The following is a 21,566-nucleotide window of genomic DNA, read 5'->3' as shown; positions in this document are numbered from 1 at the left end:
CAAATTCTTAAAGTAATAGGAGTTCTAGTAACCATGAGGAAACGTAAAGTACAATGGCTGGCAGCGGCATGTGTTGTTTGTTTAGCACAACCTGTATTTGCCGCTACTGAGTCAACTATTGTATATCAAGATACATTGGATAGCGTAGGTCAATCCTATGCAGGAGAAATTTCTAAAGCATCTACACCTGAATATAGTAATATCCGTGTTGTACGTCGTGGTGAAAAAGCGAAATCTGCTACTCCTGCTGAACAGTTGCCTACACGTATCGATGCTAATAAAATGTCTTATACTGGCTCTACAGGTGATGTATATGCTCAAGGCGATGTTGTGGTGTCTCAAGGTAATCAAACTTTGATGGCTCCCCGTATTGAAGGTAATACTAAAACTACAGAGTATCGTACTGTTGGAGGCTATCGCTATTTGGAAGATGGCGGTAAAACAAAAGATATTACAGGTCAAAATATGACGTATCGCACTAGCGATCGTCACTTTGAGGCGGACCAAGCCATGGGATGGAGCGATCCCTATTATGTAAAGGGCAATAATGCCACTTTTGATGGACAAATAGGTCATATGGAAAAGGGCATGGTAACTACAAAACATGCAATGGCATTTGTTCATACTCCAGATTATCGTGTGGAAGGTCAAGATATTAAGGTATATCCTGGTGATAAAGTCGTTATTAAAAAACCATCCTTCTATATTAAAAACTTTAAAATATTATCCTTGCCATCTTATACGACTTCATTGCGTCATGACAAAGAAGGCAAATTTAGTATTTTTTCCTTAATACCAAAGCCTACGTATAGTAACGATGATGGTATTGGCTTACATGGTAGTACAGAATATCCTATCGGTAAAAACGGTGAAGCTTATATTGACTATCGTTGGTATTCTAAATCTGGTTTTAAACCACAGATGGGATATCGTCATTATTTACCTTGGGGGACTGCTTCTGTTGGTTATAGCAAGGAGTCTAATGAATATAATGATGAAACAGTATGGGTAGAAAAAATAGGTGAAGCTCGTTTGGATACTCATACATATCATGTAGGGAATTCTCCAATTACTGTACGTGGTGGTGTTAATGCTGGTTATTGGAAAGAGGGCTCTGTAAAAGGTTCTCATAAAGAATACTATGCAGAAGTTTCTCATGATCCGATTAAGCTTGGCAAAAATGCTGATTTACGCTTCTTAGGTGGTTACCAACGTGACTACTATGGTTATGATGGTAGTATCCGTAGCATGCCTTATTGGGGTGCTAGATTCCAATCTAAAGTTGGTAATCGTGCTAATGTATGGGTTAGCTATAATCAACGAAATATTACCTACAATAATTCACCTTATCGTTTTGATACGACAGAGCTTCCAAAAGAGCTTATTTATGGTGGTACGTATAAATTGACTCGCCTTGATGATATTTCTGTAAGTGTTAAGAACAACATGATGAGTGGGGATATTGATTCTGTCTATTATACATGGCATCGTGATTTACATTCCTTCGATATGTACTTAACATATAAAGATGGACATAAAAATAAAAAGAATCAATGGAAAATTAAATTTGTAGGTAAAGACTTTTAGTTAGGAGAATACTATGCAACGCATTAGAAAAGCTGTAATTCCAGCAGCTGGTTTTGGTACACGTTTCTTACCAGCTACCAAGGCACAACCCAAAGAAATGCTTCCTATTGTCGATACACCTGCTATCCAATATATTGTGAAAGAAGCTTTAGATTCTGGTATTGAAGAAATTCTAATTATTACAGGGCGTAATAAACGTGCTATTGAGGACCATTTTGATAGTAGTGTTGAATTAGAATTGTTATTACAAAGTCAAGGCAAAAATAAACCATTGGCTATGATTAAGGATTTGGCGGACATTAAAGTTCATTTTATTCGTCAAAAAGCACCTCGTGGACTTGGTGATGCTGTATTGTGTGCAAAAGCATTTATTGGTGATGAGCCATTTGCAGTATTACTTGGTGATGATATTGTTTACAATCCAGAAAATCCATGCTTAAAACAGTTGATTGATTGCTATAATGAGCATCATGGTATTATTTTAGGTGCTCAATTTGTACCGGAAGATAAAGTTATCTCTTATGGTATCGTATCTGGCGAAGCATTGGCTGATAATTTATATCGCGTTGATAACTTGGTGGAAAAACCTAAGAAAGAGGATGCTCCATCTCGACTCGCTGTATTAGGTCGTTATATTTTGACACCAGATATTTTCAATATCTTAGAAGCTACTAAGCCTGGTGTAGGTAATGAAGTCCAATTAACTGATGCATTGGCAGCCTCTAAAACTGATACGTATGCATTAGCATATGAAGGTATTCGCTACGATACAGGGGATAAATTGGGCTATTTAAAAGCTACTGTTGAGTATGCATTGCGCAACGAAGAATTGGGTGAAAGCTTTAAAGCTTACTTAAAAGAGTTAGATCTAAAATAGATAATCTATGAGACTTCCACGTGAGGGGCCTATGATATATGTCATAGGCTCTTTTTATTGGTTATAGTTTCAAACTCATTTGTTATTTGTTAACATATGGATAATGCCTTTTGTTGACGAATGAAATAATGTTGATTATAATCAAGATATTGAATAAATAAAAGGACTGTGATTATATGAAAACATTATTTAAAGCATTATGTAATAATGATTTGAATCTACCAGGACACAGCGTTATTAAACATATGCATTATGATTCCTCAGGTAGTGATAGAACGGTATGTGAAATCGTATCGAAGGTGGCTAAAACTACCACAATTGGTATTATGGATCGCTCAGGCTTCTTGATGGTTGATTTACGACCGGTGCCGAAACAATTCAGCATTCGCGCTACAATACATCAAGAGGAAAGCAGTGGTGCTATATCGTTCTCTAAGGAAGAGGTCATACGATTTGTAAATGATATTAATGATACGAATCCAATCCATCGTGAGAATCCTTATGTTGTTCCTGGCTGCATGATTTTAGAAACGATGTGGGATTTTTGGAATATTAGTAAATCTGCTCTGCAAATGGCGATTTATTTTCATGCACCTGTTATTGCAGATGACAAGGTAACTTTGGTGGAATATCCTGAAGATGCTCATGTAGAAGGTTACATTGGTGATACATTGGCATTTTCGGCTACATTTTTTGGTGAAAATGAAGATTCATCATCTTTGAAACAAAGATGTATTAGTTAGAGGTAATTATGGAAACAAGACGTTTAACAAAAATGGCTTTATTAACAGCCTTATTATGTATTTCAGCATATATTTCTTTTCCCTTACCATTTAGCCCCGCTATGGTAACGGCTTTGACTTTGGTAGCTACATTGACCGGCTTATTGTTACAGCCTAAAGATACACTTATCGTATTTATTATTTATATTTTGCTTGGTGCAGTAGGTTTGCCAGTATTCGTTGGAGGAACGGCTGGTCTTGGCAAATTGTTGGGACCAACAGGGGGCTTTATTTTTTCTTGGCCAGTTGCATATACATTACTAAGTATATTTAAAGGTTCTAAAAAAAGCTTTTTCTCTTATGCCTGGCGATCTCTTGTGATTACCATTCCTGTAGTGTATCTCTTTGGTGTAGCAGGATTTATGATTGTAACAAAAACAGAGCTTTGGGCGGCCTTGCCTGTAGTCATGTTCCCATTTATTCCTGGAGATATTGTAAAATGTCTGGTTGCTTCTTGGTTAGCAACTAAAGTTAAAATTTAGAATACAATTAAAGTGGCATTCTGCGGGATGCCTCTTTTTTGCTTTTAATAGAAGGAGCATATATGTCAGTATATATTCATGGTGGGCTTAGAAGTCCCATCGGCGTTTTAAATGGACAATATAAACGTATGAGACCGGAGATGTTAGGTGCGCAACTCATTGATGAGTTAATCAATCGTCATAGTATTTTGCAGGTGGACGGATTATTTTGTGGCAATGCAGTTGGTACCGGTGGTAATATAGGACGTCTTATGGGGCTTATGTGTAATTTACCAAATTCTGTGCCTGCTATTACCGTTGATATGCAATGTGCCTCAGCTTTGATGAGTATTGAGATCGCCTATGCACATATTTTGTCTGGTATTATGGATTCCGCTATTGCAGGCGGTATTGAAAGTTCGTCGTTACAGCCAGAACGGGTGTATGCATCAGGGGATGACCGAAAAGGAACCTATAAGGTAGCTCAATTTACGCCCCAAGATCAATCGCCTTTAGCCATGCTCGAAGGGGCTGAGCGGACTATCCATAAACACAATGTAACAAAGGAAGATTTATATCTGTATATTATTGGCAGTCATCAAAGAGCATCAGCTGCTTTAGATAACCCATATTTACAGTCATATATTATGCCTATTACTATAGATGGTAAAAGATGTATAGATGAATGTATTCGACCTACGATGAACGAGAAACTCTTGTCTAGGATGAAGCCTTTGTTGGGAGCTGACTCTATTACAAATGCAGGCAATGCGTGTTTAACTCATGATGGAGCGGCCTTTGTATATTTATCTAATAAAAAAGGTCCTTTTAAAATTCATAGCGTTAAACCTTGGGCAGGAAATCCTCAGTTTAGTCCGGAGGGCGCTCTTGAAAGTACAGAAGGCATTTTAAAACGTACAGGTTTAACTATGGATGATATTGATGTGGTGGAATGGAATGAAGCTTTTGCCATCATTGATGTTCTTTTTAACAAGGCGTACCCTAATCACATTAAAAAATATAACATGCTTGGAGGTGCCTTAGCTTATGGACATCCCTATGGATGTTCTGGTGCCATATTAGTGCTTCACTGTATGGCTGCTTTAGAATCTTGTGGTGGTCGCTATGGTTTATGTGCTATTGCTGGTGCAGGGGGCACAGGTACGGCTTTAATTATGGAACGCATGTAATATGACAATTATTGAACGCTTACAACAGCATAAAGATTTAGAGCCCCATAAAATGGCTTTAATCGTAGATGACATACAATATACATATGGTGAACTATATGATGCTATTCTATCGGTCGGTATTAATAATACAAGTCGCATTGTAAATCTTACTCAGTCTAAAAAGACATTAAATACTAAGATTCTTTTAATTCAGGAACTGTCGTTTGTTGAACAACTTACACAGTGGCTTGGGGCATTACATAAAGGTAATATTCCTATGGTATGTCACAATGAGATGGATACGGCTTATGTAGATGAGCTAGCTCGTGTTATAGCCTATGAAGGTGTACCGCCATTAGCTGATTTTGGGGTACTTACATCGGGGACTACGGGACAACCAAAACCTTTGTGGAGACGAGAAATGTCTTGGTGCGATTTTTTTGATATTCAAAATGATATTTTTCATATAAATAAAGATACTAAAATCTTTTTACAGGGAAGCTTTAGTTTCACAGGCGTTAGTAATATGGTCATTGCCGCTTTATGGGCTGGAGGGACCGTGGTTACAACAAGTTCATTGCGTCCTAGTAGATGGATACAGCTTATAGAAGGATATAATGTAGACCATATATATGCATTACCAACGAAACTACGATTATTGGTGCGGCACTGTAAAAATAAATTATCATCCATTAAATACATCATTGCAGGATCTCAAGTTCTGGATCGACAACTAATGGAACAGTTACAACATATATGTCCTGATATGGAGTTTATTTTGTATTATGGTGCATCAGAGCTTAACTATATAACGTATTGCACCGGTAAGGAATGGCTAGCGCGAGAAGGTACGGTAGGGAGACCATTTCCAACCGTGAAAATTGCAGAGAATGATAATGTCATTTATGTGACAACAAATTATCGTATTGAAGAGATTCCCAATACGTATACTGTAAATGATTGTGGATACATTGATAGTGACGGGTATCTTATGTTTAATGGGAGAGCAGGCGACGTAATCAATAAAGGGGGATATAAAATTTCTATCCCAGAGATGGAATTGTATTTACAATCCTTACAAGGGGTATCCGAGGTTGCTATTATCGATATTGCTGATGAGATACGAGGGGAAGACTACGTAGTTTATATGGTGCTAGATGGTGAGGTTAGATTGAGTGAAGTTATAGAACTTATTCATAATAAAAGACCTCCTGTAGAGTGGCCAAAAGCTATAATAGAAATTCCTATGTTACCCCTTACGGAATGCTCAAAAGTTGATAAACGAAAGTTAAAAGAGTGGTATAATAAAGGGTAAACATTTTTTGTACTACAAGGAGGCATCATGCAGATTAATAAGGCGGCGCTAGAGATTTTCGACTTTACGTCCTCGTTAGCTGTATATTCTGAACATGAATTAAAGGTTGGCGATCAAGCTATACAAGATTATATTGCAAATCATGTAGTTAAGGCTTTCAAAGATCCAGGGGCTAGAACCGGAACCTTACATGATGCGAGTCCTGTAGGCAAACAATTAGTAGACTATAAAAATGGAGCCCTTAAGTTTATTGATTTATCTAAGAATTTAGGTGAAAGCTTGTTTACATACATGAAACAAGCTACGGATTCCGTTGTTATTGATACGATTATTTGTGAAGCCGTTACGGATACGTCCTATGTTTGTATTCTTCTGTGCCAAGCTCATGATGCTTTTACCCATCAATTATTTAGTGAAGATGATGGGACATTGGCTACGGAGCTCGTTTCTCATAAGGCAGTACTGCCGATGCCGTCTCAAAAATTACGGGCCTTTGCATCTATTAATCTCAATGATTTTAGTGTTCGTGTTTTTGAACCTAAAGGTGAATTTGATGGTGAGGTATCTTATATCTTAGCAGATAAGGTCTTGCAATTAGGGACTAATCAATCCTCGCGAGATACGGTGAGAAAGGTAAAAGCTATCGTGGATAAGGTGGCTCAAGCGCACGAGTCTGATGGCGTCATTGAACTGACAATCGCAAAATCTATGATTGCTAAAAATGCTGAAGTATCAGATACCGTTGATCCTGTTCGTATTGTAGAAGAGGTATTTAAAACGAATCCTATTCAACAAGAGGCGGCAAAGAAGGAATTGGCTGATGCGGATATGTTGCGTCCGTTGCCAGTAAATCGTGAGTTCGCCACAAAAATTGGTGAACATCATAAGATTAAAACAGATACAGGCATTGAGATTTCATTTCCTGTGGAATATATGAAGAATCGTGAGTTTATTGAGATAAAAACTAATGATGATGGCACCTTGCGCATTGAATTAAAAAATATTAATAAAATTGTAAACAAATAGTAATGGAAAATTATATTTATCTATAGAAATATATTATGTAATGATTAAATTTATTTGCTATGCTAGTATATGGAGGTTATGATGAGTAAAGAGAAACATAAAAAAACAAACGCATTACGTATTTTAGATACTCATAAGATACCTTATAGTATTAGCGAATATGAGTGGTCTGAAGAGTGTGCCGCTGGCCTTCATGTAGTAGAAGCATTAAGACTCGATGAGAAACAAGTCTTTAAAACATTAGTTGGTAAAGGTGACAAAACTGGATATGTAGTATTCTGTATTCCTGTAGCTGAAGAGTTAGATATGAAACAGGCAGCACGTGTTAGTCATAATAAGTCTGTAGAGCTTGTTCATGTTAAGGATTTGTTAGGTATTACAGGTTATTTGCGCGGTGGATGTTCTCCAGTAGGCATGAAAAAAGCATTTCCTACCTATTTTGATGCTACTATGGAACCCCAAAAGTTTGTATATGTAAGTGCAGGTTTACGCGGTATGCAAATGAAGGTAAATCCAAAGAATTTGGCATCTGTTGTAAATGCTGAATTTGTTGAACTGACAATGGACCATTAAGGGGGACGTATGGCAAAAAAGTTTTATGCTGTTCGTCAGGGCCGTGTACCAGGAGTTTATACTACATGGTCTGACTGTGAGAAACAAGTAAAGGGCTATGGTGGTGCCATCTACAAATCATTTTCGACAGAAGTAGAAGCACGTGCTTTTGTAGAGAATTCAGGTTTGTCTTTAAGTGATTTTATGAGCGCTAAAAAGAGTGAACTTAAATTGCCACAAGAAGTGAAGTTTAAATCTATAAATTCTAGGCCTATAGGTTCTAGTTCTAGTATTCAAAGTAAAGTATCAGCAAGTGTTGTGAAACCAGATTTTACTACTCCAAACTATATGGTTGCGTATATCGATGGTAGTTATAATAAAGAGACTAATACTGTTGGTGCAGGTGGGGTTATCTTTTTGAATGGCAAGAGGAAAACTTTTTCTTTTCCCTCTACTGATGAACGATATACATCGTTTTGGAATGTAGCTGGCGAGTTGTTGGCTGCTATGCATGTTATGAAATATGCTGTTGATAATGGAATTTCTGAATGCTCACTTTACTATGATTATATGGGCATAGAAATGTGGGCTACTAAGAGATGGAAACGTAATAATGAGCTAACCAAAGAGTATTCAGCATTTTATGATTCTATAAAAAATCATGTGCGAGTATACTTTCACAAGGTGGCTGCTCATACAGGCGATACATATAATGAAATGGCTGATGCACTAGCAAAACAAGGTGCAGGTATTTAAAGATATTAGAAGGGAGGGCGCTATGAATATATGTGTTACTGGTGGGGCCGGATTTATTGGGTCCCATTTAGTTGATAGATTAATTGAATTAGGGCACGATGTACTCGTTATAGATAATTTATCTACAGGTATGCGCTCCTTTGTACATGCAGATGCTCGATTTATTGAGATGGATGTACGAGATCCAAAATTACTATCTGTATTTGAAGAGTTTAAGCCGTCTATCGTATTTCATGAAGCGGCGCAAACAATGGTTCAATCCTCCATGGAGAACCCAAGTTATGACTGTGATGTAAATCTAATAGGGCTTATTAATGTTCTCGATGCTTGTCGTAAAGTGAAAGTTGAACAATTTTTAATGCCTTCATCAGCTGCTGTATATGGTGACTTGGCAGTATTGCCATTGACTGAAGACTTGAGTGGTATGCCTTCGTCTTTTTACGGCTTGACAAAGCTTACTGCAGAAGGTTATTTGCGTATTTATCATGAAGCTTTTGGATTAAATACAGTATGCTTTAGATATGCTAATGTATATGGACCACGTCAAGGTGATGGCGGTGAAGGTGGCGTTATCAGTATTTTCAACCGCCTGATTGTCGAAGGGCAACCATTAACTGTATTTGGTGATGGTGAGCAAACTAGAGATTTCATTTATGTAGATGATGTGGTAGATGCTAATATTAAGGCTATGGGGAATGGTCAATGCACAGGTATTTATAATGTATCTACCAATATGGGAACATCTGTGAATGAGTTGATTACGCGATTCCGGGCTATTAGTGGGACAGATTTTATGGTTTATTATGAAAATGAGCGTATAGGGGATATTAAACATTCGCGCTTAAGTAATTTGAAAGCTGAACGTGATTTTGGTTTTATTGCCACTACAACATTAGAAGTTGGTTTACAAAAGACATTGGAGTATTTTAAAGTTCATCATAAGTAAGAGAAATAAGGTTTGGGGATATGAGTGATACGCAATTTTGGGTGACCGTAGGTATTTGGAATCTTATCGTATTTAGTCTGTATGGATATGATAAATTATGTGCCATTAATGGATATGATCGAATTTCGGAGTTTACATTATTATTTTTAGCGTTTGCCTTTGGGGGTGTTGGTGCTTTATTAGGCATGGTCCTATGGCGTCATAAGACATTAAAAATTAAATTTAAATTAGCCATTCCTTTTGCATTACTTTGGTCTGTATATGCAGTTGGATTCGGTTATGGTTTGTGGGTAAAATGATTGTATAAACTAATATTTTATTCATTTTTTATGGTATAATAAAAGAATATTGTACATAAAATGTCAGTGAAGGAGATATTTGATGTTGCGATTACAATCAGGTTTTGAGTTAGATTATGCTAATATATATAATGAAAGTTGTATACAAGAACGCGATGTGAATAATTTTGAACGGGCTATACAAAATGTATGGCGTCATACAAATATTTTGCGTTCTACAGGCTTCGAAGAAGGTCATGTTTCTAAAGATGGTTTACCTGAACCTGTGTTGTTTTACCAACTTCCATATATTTCAGAAGATGGTATCAATACACCAGATATGTTAGAGCGGCTTTACGAATTACGTGACTATGCACGCCATAATATTGATACAGTTGTATCCGTAGGTATTGGGGGCTCCTATTTGGGGAGCAAAGTTATTTTTGATGTGCAGTGTGGAGCATTTTGGAATAACTACAGTGCAGAGGAACGCAACGGCTATCCTAGGATGTACTTTGCAGGCTTTAATGTGGATGGTGATTACTTAGTAGGGCTAATTCGTACGTTAGAGTGTCAAGCTCAGGAAAAAGGTCCTGATTATAAGGTGATGCTCGTTATTAATTCTAAGTCTGGATCTACCATTGAACCAATGGCTAACTTCATGATTTTGGAGAAGGCTTTACAAGATCGTAATATTAACTACGAAGTGGTAGCTGTTACAGATGTATCTAATGATGAACATCCTACAATTTTACGATCTATGGCGATAGAAAATAATTGGAAGACCTATAGCATTCCTTATGGTGTAGGTGGTCGTTTCTCTGTATTTACAGAAGTTGGTTTTGTAACAGCCGCTCTTGTAGGATTTGATATTGAAGGATTCTTAGCTGGTGCTGCATCTATGGATGCAGCCTGTCAAGAAGAAGACATTTTTAAAAATCCAGGCCTTTTAAGTGCATTATTGAAATATATTGCATCTGAACGATATGGTCGTATTATAGAGGTGTTTATGCCTTATAGTGAAGCACTCCACTCATTATCTGATTGGTATGTGCAGCTCTTATCCGAGTCTCTTGGAAAAATGAGTAATACTTGTCTACCATATGGCCGTACGCCAGTTGCTGCAGTAGGTACTATGGATATGCATGCTCAAGTTCAAGAGCATCAAGAGGGGCGCCTAAATAAGGTAGTTCAATTTATTAAGGTTAAGGATTGGAAACATAATCTCATTGTTCCGGATTCCTATAGTCAATATGAACGTTTACACTCTCTATCTGATGTAGGCATTTGTGATATTTTAAACATTGCTTTAGATGCTAATAGAGAAGCCTTGTCTAGTGACAATCGTTTTAACATGACTATAACTGTACCAACATTAAACGCATTCCATTTAGGAGAAATTATGTTTATGCATTGTTGGGCCGTTTATTTTGAGTCCATTTTTGCGGGTGTTGATGCTTTTGATCAACCAGGGGTAGAGGTTTATAAGCGTCTCATCGGGCCCAAATTAGCTCGAGCAAAGGAAGTACATAATTCATGAGGGGGGAACTATGAATATTTTAGTAACAGGTGGTGCGGGTTATATTGGGAGTCATACTGTACGTGCTTTACAACAAGCAGGATATACACCAATTATTGTAGATAATTTATCTCGTGGGCATGTAGAATCTATTCCTGAGGGGGTAAAGTTCTACAATATGGATATTGCTGATCCTAAACTAGTAGGTATTATGAAAGAACATAACATCCTAGGTGTAATGCATTTTGCTGCTCACTCACAAGTTGGTGAATCCATGCAAAATCCAGCTATTTATTATGAAAATAATGTAGTTGGTTCTTATCACCTTATTGAGTCTGCTCGTACCGCAGGTATAAAGCATTTTGTATTTTCTAGTACGGCTGCTGTGTATGGTGAGCCTAAGGTAGTTCCTATTTGTGAGGATGCCCAGCTACAACCAACAAATGTATATGGTCGCACTAAATTGATGATAGAAAAAATGTTATCTGATTATAGTTCTATTTATGGTTCTACATATGTTGCGTTGCGTTATTTCAATGCGGCCGGTGCAGATCCGTCTGGTATGATTGGAGAAGACCATCATCCTGAAACTCATTTGATTCCACTTGTGTTAGATGCGGCTCGCGGTAAAAGAGAGCATATAACTGTATTTGGAACTGATTATGATACAGCTGATGGCACATGTGTACGCGACTATATTCATGTCAATGATTTAGCAGCTGCTCACGTATTGGCTATGGACTACTTGCGTAAAGGCGGAGAATCTCAAGTATTTAATCTTGGTAGTGGTAATGGATTCTCTGTAAAGGAAATCATCGAGACTGCAAAAGAGGTTACGGGTATCGATATTCCTATTCAATATGGTGATCGCCGTGCTGGTGATCCAGGAACATTAATTGCGTCCTCTGAAAAAATCAAAAATTTACTTGGTTGGGATCCTAAATTTAGTAATGTTGCTGATGTTATCAAAGATGCATGGCATTGGCATACATCTCATCCAGATGGGTTTAATAGTAAATAAAGAACAAATTGTTTTGATTTGTCAATATAATGAATGACTCTATTAGTCACCTTGGTGACTGGTAGAGTCATTTTTTTGTAGGATTTTAAAAGAGTCTCCTAGAATATGTCAGCAGGAGGTGGATTATGAATTTACGAGACTATATAGAACGTATGAAAATGTGGATTGATAAGCAGCATTTTATTATGTGCCACTATAAGTTTGCACTTGGTATTTTCTTTATCATTACGGTGGCCCTTTTAGGCATTGGTATTTTTTATCCTCATGAGGAGGAAAATGTTCATATTAGTTTAGATCAATCTAATGGAAGAGATGGTAATCAAATTGAACGAGGCTCAGAAAAATTATCAAAAGAAACAACACATGGTAATAGAACAGGGAAAGGAAAGAACTATTTTAAAGATGAAAGTGATATAAAAAATGTAAAGGATAGAGAGGTAAAAAGCAATGTTCATGGACGATTATTATATGACATCACCGGTGTTGAGCGAGCAAATCCTTGGCGAGAGGTTTTTAAAGATATTCCTATAGATGATTTACTTGGTCAGAATAAGATAACTAAAGATAGTAATGGCAATTTCGTTGATATAAATAACAATTTATATGAATCCGATGATGAAATGAGTACTTTTGGAAAAGCGGAAGATAAAAGTCGTAGAAATGGAAAATATCAACAAATAAGAAATAATAAAAAGCATAGTGGTAATTATATTGAATTAAAATCTAAAGATATTAGTGCTAGACGAGTTGAATCCAGTATACAACCTTCTATAAGTAATCCTATCAAACAACATCCCATAGAGCTTATAGGTATTATTGAGGGACAGCAGAATATTGCTATTTTACGAAAAGGCACAGAGGAACAAATAGTTAGTATTGGAAGTGTTTGGCAAGAAGTATCGGTGTCTAATATAACTGCAAGTGGCGTAGAAGTTATTGAAGGAGGTTCATCACGGTGGCTAAGAATCGAATAAGCCTAATAGGTCTAACATTTTTAGATAAGATTATAGTGACTGTTATATTGCAAATAAGCTTATGGATGGTCGTAATGTTTGTAACTCCCTTCATAGTATTTGCTAATGGTACTGATAGGATAACTACTAATAGTACTGATAGGATAACTACTAATAGTACTGATAGGATAACTACTAATAGTACTGATAGGATAACTACTAGTAGTTCTGAAAACATTGTAAATAGTGGTAAAGTAGCTAAAAATGAAAAAAATATTGAGAACAAACTCATAACGATTTCTGTACGCAATGCATCCTTAAAGGAAACCGTTTTAGGAATTTGTCGTAGTTACGGTATATCTGTTGTTGGTGTAGAGTCGTTAAAAGGGACTGTTACGGCCACTGTAACGGGAGAATCCCCAGAAGGGATTATTAATGAATTAGGTAAGTTATATCATTTCTCCGTATCGAAGGAGCATAACACACTTCTTATTGATTCTGATGATGAAACACTTGAAAAAAGAGAACTATATGTTATATCACCTGAACATTTACCGGCTGAGTCTTTGAAAAATGTGGTAGGCACAGTGGTAAAAAACGATAAAATGGCAGTGCTTTCAGAACAAAATGAAGTAATTATGCATTTGACGAGCGGAGAAAAGCGACGTGTAGAAACCTTAGTACGTGCTATCGACAAGGAACCAAAACAAGTGCAATTGGAAGCTACCATCATTGCTATGGAACAATCCTATGCTAAGGAACAAGGTTTTAGATGGTCTTGGCTTAGCTTGACCGGTCATGGAGAAGATAAAACACATTCCTATGGTGCCGTTACCTTTGGCAAAACACCGACTGGGGAAGCCTATAAGTTCTTTGTAAAGCCAGAGCTAAGTCTTATGGAAAGCTCAGGTAAGGCCGTTCTAATTGCAAAACCATCTATCATGGCTCTCAATGGTGAGACTGCGCATATCTTAATAGGTGAAAGAATACCTGTTATAGAGGAGTCAGAAGTGAATGGCGAACGAAAGCGTTCTACTCGTTATGAAGAGGTGGGCATTAAGTTGAATTACACTCCTATCATTACCGCTGATGGTGGTGTAGATGCTAAAATACATGCAGAAGTGAGTACACCTATTATGGTATCTGAAATGAAAGCCTACAAAATAAGCACACGTCAAGCACATACAAGAGTACGATTACAACCAGGAGAAGTGTTAGTTATTGGTGGACTCATGGATAATCGAGATCAACATCAAATACAAAAAATACCTATTTTGGGAGATATCCCTTTGTTAGGAAAATTATTCCGTCATAGTCGAAAAACAAAAGATTCTATAGAAATGTTAATGTTAGTGAGGGCAACTGTGGTATAATGAAGAGTAAATGATTAGGAGGTTGTGAATGGAACGCATTCGAATGATAGACCTTGGAAAATCATTTGGAGTGCGCCAAGTATTTTCCAATGTGTCTTTTGAGATAAAAGAAGGGGATCGACTCGCCTTGGTAGGCCCTAATGGGGCTGGGAAATCCACCTTGTTAAAGTGCATATTAGGCTATGAAGAGCTTGATGAAGGTAATGTAGTCAAGTCGCCTGTTGCTAGTATTGGCTATTTACAACAAGATGTAAATCTTGGAGATGATAGCCTTGCTACGGAAATCGAAAAGGCTTGGGCTGATGTTCATGCATTGGAAAAACAATTAAAAGAGCTCACTAGTCGCTTGGAAACCGAAGAGGCTAGCGAATCGGATTTACAACGCTTAGATTATTTACAGAATCGTCTAGAATGGCTAGGTGGTTATGACTACGAGCAAAAGACAAAGCGCATAGTCTATGGTCTTGGTTTTACTGATGATGACTTAGATAAGCCGGCTAATGCTTTTTCAGGTGGTCAAAAAACGCGTATCAATTTAGCTAAAGCGTTAGTACGTAGTCCTGATTTTTTATTCTTAGACGAACCGACTAACCATTTAGATATGGATATGCTGGAGTGGTTAGAGGGGTACTTATCTGCCTATCAAGGTGGTATTCTCATTGTCAGCCATGATAGATATTTTCTAGATCGTATCGTCACAGGTGTTGTGGAGTTAGATAATCACAAGGCTACAACCTATCGTGGTAACTATAGTCGCTATATTCAACAACGTGGTGAACGTTTAAAGGCTGATATGGTGGCCTATGAAAAACAGCAGGAGTATATTAAGAAAACAGAGGCTTATATAGATAAATACCGCGCTGGTATCAAGTCTAAAATGGCTCGTGGTCGTCAGTCTCAACTAAATCGATTAGAGCGGCTAGAGGCACCTGTTACTTCACATCATTTACAATTTTCTTTTCCTCCTGCTGCGATGAGTGCTGATAAGGTTTTAGTCTTAGATCACTTATCTGTCGGATATGGTGAAAGTCGCATTATTGATGATATCTCTCTTGTTGTTCGACGAGGTGAATCAGTAGCGCTTATTGGACCTAATGGCGCGGGTAAGTCTACACTGGTGAAAACCATTGTAGGAGAACTATTCCCTAAAGTTGGTCATGTGGATATTGGCAATCGCGTACAAGTCGGTTACTTCTCACAAGAACACGAAGAATTGCATGATTCTTGGCAGGTAGTGGAAGAGATCATGAATCACTTTAACTACAGCGAGGATAAGGCTCGTAATGTGCTGGGGGCTTTCCTGTTTAAAGGGGACGATGTATTTAAGTTAGTAGGTGAATTATCTGGTGGTGAGCGCGCTCGTTTAGCTTTGCTTAAATTATTTCTTCAAGGAGATAATTTCCTAATTTTAGACGAACCGACAAACCATTTAGATATTCCTACCCGAGAAATTGTAGAGGAAGCATTGCAACAATTTGAAGGGACTTGTTTTATTATTTCTCATGATAGATATTTCTTGGATCAAGTTTCTACAAAAACAGTAATTCTAGGTGAAGGTAAAATTACAGAGTATCTCGGTAACTATTCATACTATAAGGAAAAGCTGAAAGAGCAAGAAGACTTATTAGCATTGGCTAATGAGAAAAACTCTGATAGCAGTAAGCGTGATAGTAAAGCTACTCCTATTAATGAGTCAATGCTTTCAGTATCAGAAACTACGGAGGAAAATCAGAAGAAGCCAAATGCTTATATGGTAGAAAAACAATTGGCTAAGGTAGAAGCTGAAATTGCTCGTTTAGAGGCGACGATGAAGATGTATGAAGTGCAATTAGCGAATCCTGTAGTTCAGCAAGATTTAGATGAAATGTCTAAAATTTCCACACAAATTGAAGAGACTCAAGCTGAGTTGAATTTATTGTATGAGAAGTGGGAACGGCTATGTGAATAGCTTTTTAATTTATATATTATTAAGGAATTAAAATCATTTTCTTTTAATTGACAAAAGATTGAAATTTCTCATAATATAGGTATAGAATCAAAGTTTTATGTTTTAAAGGAAGGGTGTAATATGAATAAATCCATGTTAAAAAAAGCAGCCATTTTTGGCCTTGCCGGTGTAATGGCAGTTGCTGCTGGCTGTGGTGGAAATAAAGATGCAGGTAGTGCGAATAGTAATGAAGCTAAAATTGCATTGTTAACAACAACAACTGGTGGGGCAGCAGCTTATGGTGAATCTATTAAAGCTGGTGCAGAATTGGCTGTAAGCGAAATTAATGCTGATGCAAACGCTGTAAAAATTAACTTATTAGTAGAGGATACTAAAGGTGATAAAAATGAAGCTATCAATGCGATGAATAAAGTAATTGCAAAAGATAAAGTAGTAGCAGTTATTGGACCTATGCTATCTGGTGAAATGATGGCTGCTGGTCCTGTAGCAAACAAGAGTAAAGTAGTTGCTCTTGGTACATCTACAACGGCTGAAGGTATTACGGATATCGGCGATTACATTTTCCGTAATGCTGTACCTGAATCCTTGGCAGTAGATACTGCAATTAAAGAAGCACATAAAACTTTAGGCTTCAAAACTGCAGCTATCATGTACTCCAACAACAATGATCAAATGGTATCTGTAAATAATACAGCTCGTAAAGCATTGGAATCTGAAGGTGTACAAATCGTTGATACTGAAACATTTGCAGATAAAGATACTGACTTCTCTGCACAATTGACTAAAATTCAACAAGCAAAACCTGATGTAATTGTAGTTGCTTCTCTTTACCAAGAAGGCGCATTAATCATGAAAAAAATGCGTGAAATGGGTATGAATCAACCTGTAGTCGGCTCCAATGGTTTCAACAGTCCACAATTCATTAAAATTGCTGGCGATGCTGCTAACGGTGTTATTGTTGGTACGCCATGGTTCCCTAACAAAGAAGACCAAAAGGTTAAAGATTTCCGTAAAGCCTATGTGGCTAAATACGGTAAAGAACCTGATCAATTCGCTGCTCAAGCATATGATGCAGTATATTTCTATGAAGTAGCTTTGAAAAAAGCAGGGTCCACAACAGATCGCGAAAAATTCCGGGAAGCATTGAAAAACATTGCTGACTTCGTTGGTGTAACTGGCCAATTCAAATTCAACGAAAAACGCGATCCTTCTATGGAAGTTCAAGTATTACAAATTAAAAACGGTCAATTTGACGCATTAACAAAATAAATTGAGGTAGTATAGTGTTTTTACAACAATTAGTTAACGGGTTAACCCTCGGTAGCTTATATGCTGTACTCGCTATTGGCTTAACACTTGTGTTCGGTGTTTTGAATATTATCAACATGGCTCACGGAGGCATCTTTATGATAGGTGCCTTCGTTGGTCTTTTTATGGTAACAATTTTTAACGTTAACATTTTTGTAGCCCTTATCGTAGCTATGGCTGTAGGTGCTATCCTCGGTTATCTTTTAGAATTTGTGGCGCTTCGTCCACTACGCAAGAAAAAGGTGTCTCACTTGGCACCACTTATTAGTACCATTGGTGTTTCTATTTTCCTTGAAAGTTTGGCATTATTGCTTTGGGGCCCTCAAACTAGATCATTCCCACCAGACTATATTGGTGGCCTAATCGACTTTGGAGCTTTCAAAATTTCTATGGTACAAATTATTGGTTTAGGCGTTTCTGTTGTGCTAATGCTGATTTTAAATGTAGTTATTAAGAAAACTAAGATTGGTAAGGCTATTCGCGCTGTATCCATGAGTACGGAAACAGCGGCTCTCTTGGGGATCAATCCAACAATGATTATATCTATTACTGTTATGATTGCATCTGCTTTAGGTGCAGCGGCAGGTGTATTGGTAGGGTTGTCCTTTAATGCTATTGAGCCTACTATGGGTGTTATTATAGGCTTTAAAGGTCTGGCAGTACTTATCTTAGGTGGTCTTGGTAATATTACAGGCGCCATGGTTGGCGGCTTTATTTTAGGTGTAGCAGAAATCTTCTCTGTTGCTTATGGTGCATCTACATTCCGTGATGCTGTGGCCTTTGGTCTCATTATCCTATTATTATTCTGGCGCCCACAAGGCTTGTTTGGATCTAAAGATAAAGGGGGTAGACCGTAATGGAATTATTAAACCCGTATTATCTACAGATCGTGATGTTTTTCATCATTAATGCCATCATGGGTATTTCAATTTATTTCACACTGGCAAGTGGACAGCTTTCTTTAGGGGCTGCTGGCTTTATGAGTGTTGGTGCATACGTAGGCGCTATTCTTTCTTTGAAAGCTGATTTGCCTATCGTTGTAGGCATTATTATTGGTGGCTTAATTGCTAGTCTTGTGGCTGTTATTATCGGTTTGCCAACAACACGTCTTAAAGGTTTGTATCTTGCCATTGCTACACTTGGATTTGGCGAAGTTGTGCGTGTTATTTTTTTGAATTTGGATATTACAAATGGTGCATTAGGCCTTTCTGGTATTCCATCCATTCCTCAAGAATTGACAAATTATGCCTATGAATTTGATCTCGATGGTTTAATGGGCATTGATGCTGTTGCATGGGGCAATCTAATGGCTATCATTATTTTGTTAGCTATTTTAGTATTGATTATCGCCTTTTGTGTACGGATTAATAATAGTCGTGTGGGTCGTGCCTTTGCAGCGATTAAGGCTGATGATCATGCAGCAGAATTGATGGGTATTAACGTTGTATACTACAAGATGATGGCCTTTATCATTGGTGCTTTCATCGCTGGTATTGGCGGTGGTTTGTATGCCCATATTACAAACTTTATTAATCCTACAGATTTTAGTTACCACAAGGTAGTACAAATCCTATTATTTCCTGTATTTGGTGGTTCTAATGTAGTATGGGGCTCCGTATTAGGTTCCTTTATTCTTACATTATTACCAGAAGTATTGCGTTTCTTATCCGACTATCGGGACATCATCTATGGTGCATTACTAGTCATTTTGATGGCTGTTCGTCCAGATGGTATTCTGACAGAATCTATGGTAGATAAAATTAGTCGCAAATTAGGCTTTAAAAAGGCTCCATATATTCCAGAGTCACAAGTATTAACAGAACGTTTTGAAGCATATAAACGCAAACAACAAGAAGAAAAACAAGGATAGGAGGGAACTGAATGCTATTAGAATTAAATGACGTAAGTAAAAGCTTTGGTGGCGTTGCAGCCCTCACAGGAGTATCTTTTGGCGTTAAACAAGGTGAAGTATTTGGTGTCATCGGTCCAAATGGTGCTGGTAAGACCACACTATTCAACTTGATTACTGGTGTATTCCCTGCAAGTTCTGGTGAAATTGTATTTGATGGTATGTCTGTTGTAGGCATTAAGCCTCATAGAACTGTTGAAATGGGGATTGCTCGTACATTCCAAAATATTCGTCTCTTTGGCAATATGACAGCTCTTGAAACTGTTTTAACCGGTATGCATTGTCGTACTGGCTCTGGCTTCTTATCTAGTTTTTTGAAAACAAAACGTCAACGCATTGAAGAAGAGCGTTGTCGTGGTATTGCTTATGAGTTCTTAAAGCTTGTAGATCTTGAAGCAGATGCAGAAGAGGTTGCAACATCATTACCGTATGGTAAGCAACGTCGTCTTGAAATCGCTCGTGCCTTAGCGACACACCCTCAGTTAATCTTGCTTGATGAACCGGCAGCAGGTATGAATGATAGTGAAACTGAAGTTCTGCGTCAATTGATTGGCAAGATTCGTGACCTAGGTATTACCGTTGTGGTTATCGAACATGCCATGGAATTGATGATGAATATCTGTAATCGTTTGGTAGTACTTAACTTTGGCAAGAAAATTGCTGAAGGTACACCTCAAGAAATTCAAAATAATGAAGCTGTAATTGAAGCATACTTAGGTAAAGAGGAGGTGTAATATGTTAAAACTAGAAAATATTGTGGCTGGTTATGGACATATTACAGCCTTAAAAGATATAAGTTTAGAAGTTCCACAAGGTTCGATTGTATCTCTTATTGGTGCTAATGGTGCTGGTAAGACTACGACGATGAAGACTATTATGGGACTTGTAAAACCCACATCTGGTCGAGTGATTTTTGAAGGTCAAGATATTACAGGTCGCCAAACCCATCAAGTTGTACAAAGTGGTATCTCCTTAGTTCCTGAAGGACGTCAAATTCTACAAGATATGAGTGTTTATGAGAATCTTGAAATGGGTGCTTATACACGTAAAGATAAAGAAATCGAAGCAGATATCAAAAAGGTATTTAAACGATTCCCTATTCTTGATGAACGAAGTTATCAATTGGGTGGTACTTTATCAGGTGGTCAACAGCAAATGCTAGCTATTGGTCGTGCACTTATGGCTCGTCCAAAATTGTTATTATTAGATGAACCATCTATGGGCCTTGCACCTTTAGTAGTAAATGAGATTTTTGAAACCATTAAAGAAATCAGCGCCGATGGAACAACAGTTCTTTTAGTAGAACAAAATGTGCGTCAAGCATTGAAGATTGCTGATTATGCGTATGTTTTGGAGACTGGTAAAATGGTATTATCTGGCTCTGCTGATGAAGTTCGCCATAATCCTCGCGTTATGGAAGCTTATTTAGGCGGTCGTGTTGAATAATTAATTATATAGAGCGATCATTAGTGTCAAAAACTTTGAATAAGGTGTATATACTAGATTTCTAGTATATACACCTTATTTTTTTATCACTAATTCTGATATAAATAGAAGCACTATGTGAGCTAATAATGAAGCGAGTTTATATATTTTTTATTATTTTTAAGAAGTTCAATGATAAAACTAGTGAATTAGGAATGAAAAAAGCAAATAATAATTAATGAGCATATATTGAAAATACTTTATTTTTAAGGGGTTATTGTTGAAGGTTTTATGAAGTTCGCTTGGAACATACTAGATTTGTAGAAGTATATTTAAAAAAATGATAAAATAGCATGAC

The 21,566-nt window shown here is 37.3% G+C and carries 21 protein-coding genes; all 21 read left to right on the top strand.

The annotated features are described in order from the left end of the window. Positions 1-33: 33 nt before the first annotated feature. The 21 genes from Q7O55_RS04935 (at position 34) to Q7O55_RS04835 (ending at position 21,229) form a co-directional block, all read left to right on the top strand. Positions 34-1,587 (top strand): LptA/OstA family protein, encoded by a 1,554-nt coding sequence (locus tag Q7O55_RS04935; protein ID WP_303928889.1) that lies wholly within the window; start codon positions 34-36, stop codon positions 1,585-1,587. Positions 1,588-1,600: 13 nt separating this feature from the next. Further along, complete coding sequence (galU, locus tag Q7O55_RS04930; protein ID WP_303928887.1) at positions 1,601-2,464, top strand: UTP--glucose-1-phosphate uridylyltransferase GalU; 864 nt, start codon at positions 1,601-1,603, stop codon at positions 2,462-2,464. 176 nt (positions 2,465-2,640) lie between these two features. Then, a complete protein-coding gene (locus Q7O55_RS04925; RefSeq protein WP_303928885.1) occupies positions 2,641-3,207 on the top strand; it encodes a hypothetical protein in 567 nt (188 codons plus the stop codon). A gap of 8 nt (positions 3,208-3,215) precedes the next feature. Further along, entirely contained in the window at positions 3,216-3,728 is a 513-nt protein-coding gene (locus Q7O55_RS04920; protein WP_278617501.1) for a biotin transporter BioY, read from the top strand. A gap of 62 nt (positions 3,729-3,790) precedes the next feature. Then, the gene (locus Q7O55_RS04915) at positions 3,791-4,897 is read left to right on the top strand and encodes a thiolase family protein (RefSeq protein ID WP_303928882.1); all 1,107 of its coding nucleotides are present in this window, start codon (positions 3,791-3,793) and stop codon (positions 4,895-4,897) included. Between the two features lies 1 nt (position 4,898). Continuing rightward, on the top strand, positions 4,899-6,194 hold the full coding sequence (locus Q7O55_RS04910; RefSeq protein ID WP_303928880.1) for an AMP-binding protein: 1,296 nt from the start codon (positions 4,899-4,901) through the stop codon (positions 6,192-6,194). A gap of 27 nt (positions 6,195-6,221) precedes the next feature. Further along, entirely contained in the window at positions 6,222-7,220 is a 999-nt protein-coding gene (locus Q7O55_RS04905; RefSeq protein WP_303928878.1) for a nucleoid-associated protein, read from the top strand. A gap of 81 nt (positions 7,221-7,301) precedes the next feature. Beyond that, complete coding sequence (ybaK, locus tag Q7O55_RS04900; protein ID WP_303928876.1) at positions 7,302-7,793, top strand: Cys-tRNA(Pro) deacylase; 492 nt, start codon at positions 7,302-7,304, stop codon at positions 7,791-7,793. Between the two features lie 9 nt (positions 7,794-7,802). Further along, positions 7,803-8,528, top strand: coding sequence for a ribonuclease H family protein (locus tag Q7O55_RS04895; RefSeq protein ID WP_303928875.1), 726 nt, complete (start codon positions 7,803-7,805; stop codon positions 8,526-8,528). Positions 8,529-8,550: 22 nt separating this feature from the next. Then, a complete protein-coding gene (locus tag Q7O55_RS04890; protein WP_303928874.1) occupies positions 8,551-9,474 on the top strand; it encodes an NAD-dependent epimerase/dehydratase family protein in 924 nt (307 codons plus the stop codon). A 20-nt stretch (positions 9,475-9,494) separates the two neighbouring features. Beyond that, positions 9,495-9,773 carry a DUF1294 domain-containing protein gene (locus Q7O55_RS04885; RefSeq protein WP_008600612.1) on the top strand — a complete coding sequence of 93 codons (279 nt, stop codon included), beginning with the start codon at positions 9,495-9,497 and terminating at the stop codon, positions 9,771-9,773. Positions 9,774-9,855: 82 nt separating this feature from the next. Next, entirely contained in the window at positions 9,856-11,292 is a 1,437-nt protein-coding gene (locus Q7O55_RS04880) for a glucose-6-phosphate isomerase (protein ID WP_303928872.1), read from the top strand. Between the two features lie 10 nt (positions 11,293-11,302). Continuing rightward, entirely contained in the window at positions 11,303-12,292 is a 990-nt protein-coding gene (gene galE, locus Q7O55_RS04875) for a UDP-glucose 4-epimerase GalE (RefSeq protein WP_008600614.1), read from the top strand. A gap of 125 nt (positions 12,293-12,417) precedes the next feature. After that, positions 12,418-13,266, top strand: coding sequence for a hypothetical protein (locus Q7O55_RS04870; protein WP_303928869.1), 849 nt, complete (start codon positions 12,418-12,420; stop codon positions 13,264-13,266). After that, on the top strand, positions 13,248-14,618 hold the full coding sequence (locus tag Q7O55_RS04865; RefSeq protein ID WP_303928868.1) for a type II secretion system protein GspD: 1,371 nt from the start codon (positions 13,248-13,250) through the stop codon (positions 14,616-14,618). The genes Q7O55_RS04870 and Q7O55_RS04865 overlap by 19 nt, the downstream gene beginning before the upstream one ends. Before the next feature lie 28 nt (positions 14,619-14,646). Further along, a complete protein-coding gene (locus tag Q7O55_RS04860) occupies positions 14,647-16,566 on the top strand; it encodes an ABC-F family ATP-binding cassette domain-containing protein (RefSeq protein ID WP_303928866.1) in 1,920 nt (639 codons plus the stop codon). Positions 16,567-16,686: 120 nt separating this feature from the next. Then, entirely contained in the window at positions 16,687-17,835 is a 1,149-nt protein-coding gene (locus Q7O55_RS04855) for an ABC transporter substrate-binding protein (protein WP_303928864.1), read from the top strand. Between the two features lie 14 nt (positions 17,836-17,849). Further along, the gene (locus Q7O55_RS04850) at positions 17,850-18,731 is read left to right on the top strand and encodes a branched-chain amino acid ABC transporter permease (RefSeq protein WP_012864168.1); all 882 of its coding nucleotides are present in this window, start codon (positions 17,850-17,852) and stop codon (positions 18,729-18,731) included. Then, positions 18,731-19,744 carry a branched-chain amino acid ABC transporter permease gene (locus tag Q7O55_RS04845; protein ID WP_303928861.1) on the top strand — a complete coding sequence of 338 codons (1,014 nt, stop codon included), beginning with the start codon at positions 18,731-18,733 and terminating at the stop codon, positions 19,742-19,744. The genes Q7O55_RS04850 and Q7O55_RS04845 overlap by 1 nt, the downstream gene beginning before the upstream one ends. 11 nt (positions 19,745-19,755) lie before the next feature. Then, positions 19,756-20,517: an ABC transporter ATP-binding protein gene (locus Q7O55_RS04840; RefSeq protein WP_303928859.1), complete on the top strand. Its 762-nt coding sequence runs from the start codon at positions 19,756-19,758 to the stop codon at positions 20,515-20,517. Between the two features lies 1 nt (position 20,518). After that, positions 20,519-21,229: an ABC transporter ATP-binding protein gene (locus tag Q7O55_RS04835; protein WP_302498393.1), complete on the top strand. Its 711-nt coding sequence runs from the start codon at positions 20,519-20,521 to the stop codon at positions 21,227-21,229. Positions 21,230-21,566 lie beyond the last annotated feature (337 nt).

It is taken from the genome of Veillonella parvula (assembly GCF_945949885.1).
Lineage (GTDB): Bacteria > Bacillota > Negativicutes > Veillonellales > Veillonellaceae > Veillonella > Veillonella parvula_B.
The sequence above is the reverse complement of the archived record's forward strand: the minus strand, read 5'-3'. Positions and strand labels throughout refer to the sequence as shown.